Genomic DNA, 7,515 nt, shown 5'->3' with positions numbered 1-7,515 from the left:
CTAATAGTTTAGGAAATCAAGGTAATTATAAAATTTGCCCATGTCAATAAATAGGAGCGTGTTGAGCCGTGTCCAGCTCCAACGCCTAGAAACTAGGCGACTTCATGGACGATAAGTCGTCATTGGCTCGCAACCGCACCGTGATTCCTTTATAGCATTTGACTCGCTCCAGTCACTACGTTTCTAATCGGGCGCTTGTGCTTTTGTTCTATGCATATACGCACCATCGAATCACTTCAATAATCTAATTAGGTATTGTAGGATTGGAGACTTGAATGACAACTGCAGGAGAATGGTGCTGATAAATTAATCGCTGATCAAGCTGTTCTAATAAGTCCGCTGTTTTACTAGCCATTCGCATCACTAAGCTTAATCTAGTGTTTTGCAGAACAGAATACTCCATAAACCCACTAACATTAACAACACCTGTAAGGTGAATATCACCAACTTCAGGCAGGGGCTTATTAAAGGCTGCTCCAGGTTTTATTGGCCCTGTACCAGTAATAAGGTGTCCAACGGACGTATGTTTCCCTAAACAGGCATCTATTGCGATTACAAAAGGATTGTGATGATTGCTATAAATATCCTGTAAATAGTCATGTATATTGGTGGCATGAACGGGTTCATCTAGTGTACCATAGATCGATAAATGTTTAATTTTTTTCTCAGCTAGTAGTGTACCAGTTAATGGGCCTAAAGAGTCTCCCGTAGAACGATCCGTACCAATGCATACCACTACATAATCACGTGGCGAGTGCGGCATCCAGGAAATAATTTTCTCACGCATAACGTGTATAAAATTAGGTTCTGTATGTAGCATACGGAAATTTTCATTTCTCCGGCCTAATCTGCTTTTTAAATTCATAGCTTATCCTCCAAATACATATTGGTATAGTATACGGAAATTTTTTGAAATCTATACATCGATTCTTAAATTATTGGAGGAACTTACATGCTGCGTGCGGGTATGAAATGGATGTTTTTAATTATTGGAACAACAATAGGAGCTGGATATGCTTCTGGGAGGGAATTGTGGCAATTTTTTGGTCATGAAAGTGGACTAGCTATTTGTTTATTTGGCCTATTTTTTTCGATTTGTTGTATAGTGATAATGACCATAAGCTTTGAACGACAATCGACGCATTATTTACCAGTGCTACGTGAAATTGTCGGTGAGAAACTTACTGTAATATATGATGTCATGATATTTATTTATCTTTTTACAACAACCGTAATTATGATTGCTGGAAGTGGGGCAACTTCTCAAGCGTTTAATTTTCCCTATTGGTGGGGTATAAGTATTATAATTATTGCGCTTATTATTTTATTTATGAAGGGAATAAATGGGCTACTTTCTATGAATCAATTTATATTACCATTATTATTGACAGGACTGCTATTTGTATTATTATGGTTTACCATTGATCAACAACTTGATTTATTTTCACATTGGGATGAGCAGCGTAATTGGACAGCCGCATTTCCATTTACTGCGTTAAATATTCTTCCGCTAATTGCGGTCTTGGGGGCAATTGGGAACAAAGTAAAGTCCAAGCAGGAGATATGGATAGCAAGTGTTGGTAGTGGATTAATACTTGGTGTTATCTCGTTTATTTATAATAATAGCTTAATTCAAATAGCGGATGAATTACTGTTATATGAGATTCCCTTATTTGCAATTTTAAAGCACTACCCGTTCGAAATGCTAATACTGATGAGTATTCTATTATGGTTTGCTATTTTTACAACCGCAGCTTCTGGAATTTTGGGTATCGTAACGCGTATAAAGGAGTATATAAAAAAACCATTATGGTTGATTGTTTCTGTTACCTTGGTTACAATGATTCCATTAACAGCACTAGGTTTCTCGACATTAATAAACTATTTGTACCCCATATATGGCATACTAAATTTATACGTTTTAACGCGACTATTATTATTCCCGGTATGGGATAAATTAGAAAATAAAAAAACATAGGTAATTACAGCAGGAGGAGGTACATATGGATAAGGAAGAAGTTAGCAAGGAAATAGATAATTTTAGTGATGAATTATCTAAGTTTTGGGATTATGTAACAGGGGCAGATTTTTGGCTAGCGATAGGGTTAGGTGTACTTCGTATTCTAGTAATTCTATTACTAGCTTATATGATTGTCCGAGTCACCCGTAAGGTAGTCGATCGTTTATTTAAACGAAGAGAGAATGGCCCAATTCGAATTACAGAACGACGAGAAAATACTTTGAAAAAATTAATTAAAAGTACGATAACCTATGTTGTATACTTTATTGCGTTCATCATGATACTTGATAATGTATTAGGTTTTCAGGTCGGAGCGTTACTAGCTGGTGCCGGTGTTGCAGGACTAGCTATTGGTTTTGGTGCACAGAATCTTGTTAGAGATATCATTTCAGGATTTTTCATTATTTTTGAAGACCAATTCTCAGTAGGGGATTATGTTGGAGTAGCTGGTATCGAAGGAACAGTTGAAGAAATTGGTCTACGAACTACAAAAGTATTGAGTTGGACAGGTGAAATGCATATCTTACCAAACGGAAATGTCACTCAGGTTATAAATTACTCTATTCATAATGGTCTAGCTATTGTTGATATTAACGTTCCATATGAAAGCAGTGTAGATGATGCGGAGAAGATTATTAATGATGTGGCAGTAACGTTACCTGATAAGTATGATTTTCTAGTCGGTGTTCCAGAGATTATCGGTGTGCAAAATTTAGAAGCTTCATACTTTGTTATACGAGTAATTGCAGATACGCTGCCAGGCTTTCAATGGGCAGGCGAAAGAAATATTCGTAAAGAAATGCAGGATAAGCTGTATAAAGCAGGTATTGAAATCCCTGCACCACGAATTGTTATGTATTCTCGTGAACAAAAAGATAACATTCTCAACCGTGATAAATCACAACTGCAACAAACGCAGACAAATAGAAACCAATTAAATTATGAAGAATCAGGGAATAGTCAAACGGAACAAACACCTGAGCGAGAATAATAAATAGTAGTTATAATGAGATAAAAAGGAGAAAAACAAGATGGAAGGAAAAGAGTTTGCGTTAAATGATGTCGTCATGATGAAAAAGCCGCATCCATGTGGGGAAAATCGCTGGAAAATTATTCGCATGGGTATGGATATTCGAATTAAATGTCTAGGCTGTGATCATAGTGTGATGATACCGCGTAGACAATTCACTAAAAAAATGAAAAAAGTGCTAGAAAAAGCAGAAGAATAAAAGTAGTTAAAATAGACTATGACACCTAGAAAATGTTACAATGGTAGCAGACAGAAAGAAATATTTACAACGTGATAGGGTAAAACGCAAAAGTAGGCATGTTTCTATGCCTATTTTTGTTTTTTGTCAGCTTGTCATTTGTCTAGCAAATATCTATAATTAGAATGACAAACGCGTTTATATGAATGGAATCCTTAAGGAGTGAAAGTTGAATGTCTCTAACAGCAGGAATTGTCGGTCTTCCAAATGTGGGTAAATCAACATTATTTAATGCTATTACACAAGCAGGGGCAGAAGCAGCGAATTATCCATTCGCTACAATTGATCCTAATGTCGGAATAGTGGAAGTACCAGACAATCGCTTAAATAAATTAACAGAATTAGTAAAACCAAAAAAAACAGTACCTACAGCATTTGAATTTACGGATATTGCTGGTATTGTGAAGGGAGCTAGTAAAGGCGAAGGATTAGGAAACCAATTTTTATCCCACATTCGTCAAGTTGATGCGATTTGCCAAGTGGTACGTTGTTTTCAAGATGATAACATCACGCATGTATCTGGAAGAATTGATCCCATTGATGATATTGAAATCATTAACTTGGAACTAATTCTTGCTGATTTGGAAACAGTTAACAAACGTTTTCAACGTGTAGAAAAATTGGCTAGACAGAAAGATAAGGCAGCTGTTGCAGAGTATGATATACTAGTCAAAATTAAAGCTGGTTTAGAAGAAGAAAAGCCTGTACGTGCACTAGATTTTACAGAAGAACAATATAAAGTGGTAAAAGGTCTACATCTATTAACTAGTAAACCGACACTCTATGTAGCAAATGTGAGTGAAGAAGAGGTTGCCGATCCTGATACAAACGAGAACGTACAAAAGGTTAAAGACTATGCCGCAAAGGAAAACGCCGAGGTTATCGTTGTATGTGCCAAGATTGAAGAAGAAATTGCTGAGCTTGATGTTGAAGAAAAGGAAATGTTTCTTGAAGATCTAGGAATAGCTGAATCAGGGTTAGATAAATTAATCAAAGCTTCCTATCATTTATTAGGCTTAGCTACTTACTTTACAGCAGGAGAACAGGAGGTCCGTGCATGGACATTCCAAAAAGGAATTAAAGCTCCTCAAGCAGCTGGAATTATTCATACAGATTTTGAACGAGGATTTATTCGCGCTGAAACGGTATCATATGATGATCTTGTAGAAGCAGGAACAATGTCACAGGCAAAAGAGAATGGAAAAGTGCGGTTAGAAGGTAAAGACTATGTTGTAAAAGATGGAGATGTCATTCATTTTCGCTTTAATGTATAGTCAGGAAATAACCGCTAAGGACGAATATTATATATGTATAATGTATTGAAGGATCTCTCGAAGGCTTGTTATTTACAATATGATTTGGTATAATACACTATTGTGAGTAATTATAATTTACGATTACTCCTTGCTCCTATTGCGGGAGGCAATAATGCTGATCAATATTTAGGAGCCGCTAAGACCAAAAGGAGGTGTTACGGATGAGAAAATATGAAATCATGTACATCATCCGCCCAGATATGGAAGAGGAAGCGCAGACAGCTTTAATTGAGCGTTTCAATGGAATTCTAACTGATAATGGCGCGGAGATTGAAAAGGTTGATGAAAAAGGTAAGAAGCGTCTTGCTTATGAAATCAATGACTACCGTGATGGATATTATGTAATCATTAACTTCAGTGCTGATGAACAAGCGATTAACGAATTTGATCGCCTAGCGAAGTTCTCTGATGATATTATTCGTCATATTGCAGTTCGAGAAGATGATCAATAATAAGGAGTGGTTCTGATGTTAAATCGTGTCGTTCTTGTCGGCAGGTTAACGAAGGATCCTGATTTACGTTATACACCAAGTGGAGTAGCTGTAGCTAACTTTACACTTGCAGTAAACCGTCCATTCTCTAATCAACAGGGGAACCGTGAAGCCGACTTCATTAATTGTGTTGTTTGGCGTAGACCAGCAGAGAACCTAGCGAACTTCATGAAAAAGGGAAGTATGGTTGGGGTTGATGGTCGTGTGCAAACGCGTAGATTTGAAGGTCAGGATGGGAAAACTGTTTTTGTTACAGAAATTGTTGCAGACAGCGTACAATTCTTAGAATCTAAAGGCACCTCTCAAGGTGGAGGACAGGATACATCAGGATTCCAACCAAATAGAAACCAGAACCAATTTGAACCAAATAGAAACCAAGAGGACCCATTTAAAAATAATGGAGAGCCTATCGATATATCAGATGACGATTTACCATTTTAAAATGAAAAGGAGGGTTATTTATGGCAGCTCGTCGCGGACGTGCAAAGCGTCGTAAAGTGTGTTTCTTCACTGCAAATGGAATTACACACATTGATTACAAAGACGTGGATTTGCTAAAACGTTTCATCTCTGAGCGCGGGAAAATTCTTCCTCGTCGTGTAACAGGAACTTCAGCAAAATACCAACGTAAGCTTACAAAAGCAATCAAACGTGCTCGCACAATGGCTTTATTGCCATATGTAGCTGAGTAATAAATAGTTATTAAAGGCATTATAGGCTAAGACCTATGATGCCTTTTTATTATTATATGTACATATGAAGGAATGGTGGTATATATGCTTCCTATTGAATCATTGTCATCCACTTACGTTAGCGAATTTCTTATAATGATTTGATAGACTTATCATATAGCTAACTCTATATTAACGCTTTCGTATATTTAATAATCTATCTAGGAGGTTTATGATTAATAAAATTGGGGAAGAGAATAGTAACTCCTTCTTTTTCTAGAAGCAAGATTCAGGTCTCTAGATTAACTATCTTATTCAACTAAAGGGATATAGCCAACCAAATTTGGTTGGCTATACCCCTTTAAAAGGGTGGTATTTGGTAAGCAGATTTTTTATAGAGCGTTATTAAGGGATTATTGATTGCATTACCATTTTCAGACAGTTCCTCAGAGCATATAGCTATGAGGAACTGATACCATATAAGAAAGATACGACGTTTAATATTTTACATATTGGATTTGCGATAGTAATGGATTGGTGAACAATGGAAAATGAAATAGGTTAAATTTCGAAAACAACTCCATCAAAAACTATTTTGTGCTTTTTTACAGATGAAATTTTTGTTATAATCATAACTCGCAAAGGAGTCGATTTTAAAATGAAATGGTTGGAAAACATCGAATGGGAAGAAGTTATTTTAGATGTTGGTATTATACTCATTCAATTAGTCGCAATTCTGATTGCTTTCCTGATTACTCGTGCCATTGGAAAAAAACTAATTCAATCTTCTTTCTCAAAGGTACAGACTAAAAAGAAGATGTCTGTTGGTAGAACACAAACATTACAAGCATTAGCAATTAGTTTTTTTTCATATGTTCTCATTTTTATCACCTTGGTAATAGTGCTTGGTATATTTGGAATTAATGCTGCAGGGTTAATTGCCGGAGCAGGTATTATCGGATTAGCAATTGGCTTTGGTGCTCAAGGTCTGGTAAGTGATGTCGTAACTGGTTTTTTCTTATTACTGGAAAAACAACTAGATGTTGGCGATTATGTAACGACAGCAGGATACGGTGGTATTGTCGAAGAAGTAGGTTTACGAACAACCCAAATTCGAAGCTTTGACGGGACTTTGAATTTTATCCCTAATAGAGAGATTAGTTCACTAAGTAATCATTCTCGTGGTAATATGAGAGCTCTCGTTGACATTGGTATCTCTTATGATGATAATATTGACCATGCCATGACAGTCCTTCAAGAGGTCTGTGACAAGATAAAGCAAGAGAATGAGACAATTGTAGAAGGACCAGATGTGTTAGGTGTTCAAACAATCGGTGATTCTGATATTACACTTCGGGTTATTGCAAAAACAGAAAATATGGAACAGTGGGCAGTTGAAAGACAGCTTCGTAAAGCAATTAAAGAAGCATTTGATCAAAATAACATTGATATACCTTTCCCACATCAAGTGTATATTGAAAAACAAGCATAATAGGAGTTATACGTTATCTTGTATATTCATTTAGTTTGATAACGGTTTTACTATGAGAAAAATAATATATTAATACGTGCTGTAACCTCAAGCGTTTAGAGCAAAGCTCTTCAAGAGGTTACTCACGTTCATGTGAAAAACGTAATCACCTTATGCTTATTGCTAGGCATGGGGTGATAACTTTTTTTATAAGTTAAGAAAGTATAAAATCAGTGCAATGACTGCGTTAAGCGAAGTAGTTATTTTGAAATGTTTGA

At 36.2% G+C, this 7,515-nt stretch carries 9 protein-coding genes; 8 read left to right on the top strand and 1 reads right to left on the bottom strand.

Annotation, left to right across the window (positions count from 1 at the left end; all coding sequences use genetic code 11):
* Window positions 1-244: 244 nt before the first annotated feature.
* Window positions 245-865 (bottom strand): spore protease YyaC, encoded by a 621-nt coding sequence (gene yyaC / locus JUJ52_RS22190; RefSeq protein ID WP_205389368.1) that lies wholly within the window; start codon window positions 863-865, stop codon window positions 245-247.
* An 87-nt stretch (window positions 866-952) separates the two neighbouring features.
* On the opposite strand from yyaC, the gene JUJ52_RS22185 reads away from it, so the two are divergent.
* From JUJ52_RS22185 to JUJ52_RS22150, 8 genes are all read left to right on the top strand, one after another.
* Complete coding sequence (locus JUJ52_RS22185) at window positions 953-1,978, top strand: YkvI family membrane protein (protein ID WP_026681847.1); 1,026 nt, start codon at window positions 953-955, stop codon at window positions 1,976-1,978.
* A gap of 25 nt (window positions 1,979-2,003) precedes the next feature.
* Window positions 2,004-3,011 (top strand): mechanosensitive ion channel family protein, encoded by a 1,008-nt coding sequence (locus tag JUJ52_RS22180; RefSeq protein WP_205389367.1) that lies wholly within the window; start codon window positions 2,004-2,006, stop codon window positions 3,009-3,011.
* 40 nt (window positions 3,012-3,051) lie between these two features.
* Window positions 3,052-3,249, top strand: a complete 198-nt coding sequence (locus tag JUJ52_RS22175) for a DUF951 domain-containing protein (RefSeq protein WP_026681845.1) — start codon at window positions 3,052-3,054, stop codon at window positions 3,247-3,249.
* 212 nt (window positions 3,250-3,461) lie between these two features.
* Window positions 3,462-4,562 carry a redox-regulated ATPase YchF gene (gene ychF / locus JUJ52_RS22170; protein WP_026681844.1) on the top strand — a complete coding sequence of 367 codons (1,101 nt, stop codon included), beginning with the start codon at window positions 3,462-3,464 and terminating at the stop codon, window positions 4,560-4,562.
* A gap of 203 nt (window positions 4,563-4,765) precedes the next feature.
* Window positions 4,766-5,056, top strand: coding sequence for a 30S ribosomal protein S6 (rpsF, locus tag JUJ52_RS22165; RefSeq protein WP_026681843.1), 291 nt, complete (start codon window positions 4,766-4,768; stop codon window positions 5,054-5,056).
* Window positions 5,057-5,071: 15 nt separating this feature from the next.
* Entirely contained in the window at window positions 5,072-5,536 is a 465-nt protein-coding gene (ssb, locus tag JUJ52_RS22160) for a single-stranded DNA-binding protein (RefSeq protein WP_026681842.1), read from the top strand.
* 20 nt (window positions 5,537-5,556) lie between these two features.
* Entirely contained in the window at window positions 5,557-5,787 is a 231-nt protein-coding gene (gene rpsR / locus JUJ52_RS22155; RefSeq protein ID WP_026681841.1) for a 30S ribosomal protein S18, read from the top strand.
* A gap of 637 nt (window positions 5,788-6,424) precedes the next feature.
* On the top strand, window positions 6,425-7,258 hold the full coding sequence (locus JUJ52_RS22150; protein ID WP_026681840.1) for a mechanosensitive ion channel family protein: 834 nt from the start codon (window positions 6,425-6,427) through the stop codon (window positions 7,256-7,258).
* Window positions 7,259-7,515: the final 257 nt, after the last annotated feature.

Source organism: Virgibacillus sp. AGTR (genome assembly GCF_016919725.2).
GTDB classification, from domain to species: domain Bacteria; phylum Bacillota; class Bacilli; order Bacillales; family Amphibacillaceae; genus Virgibacillus; species Virgibacillus salarius.
This window is presented reverse-complemented; position numbering and strand designations above follow the sequence as displayed.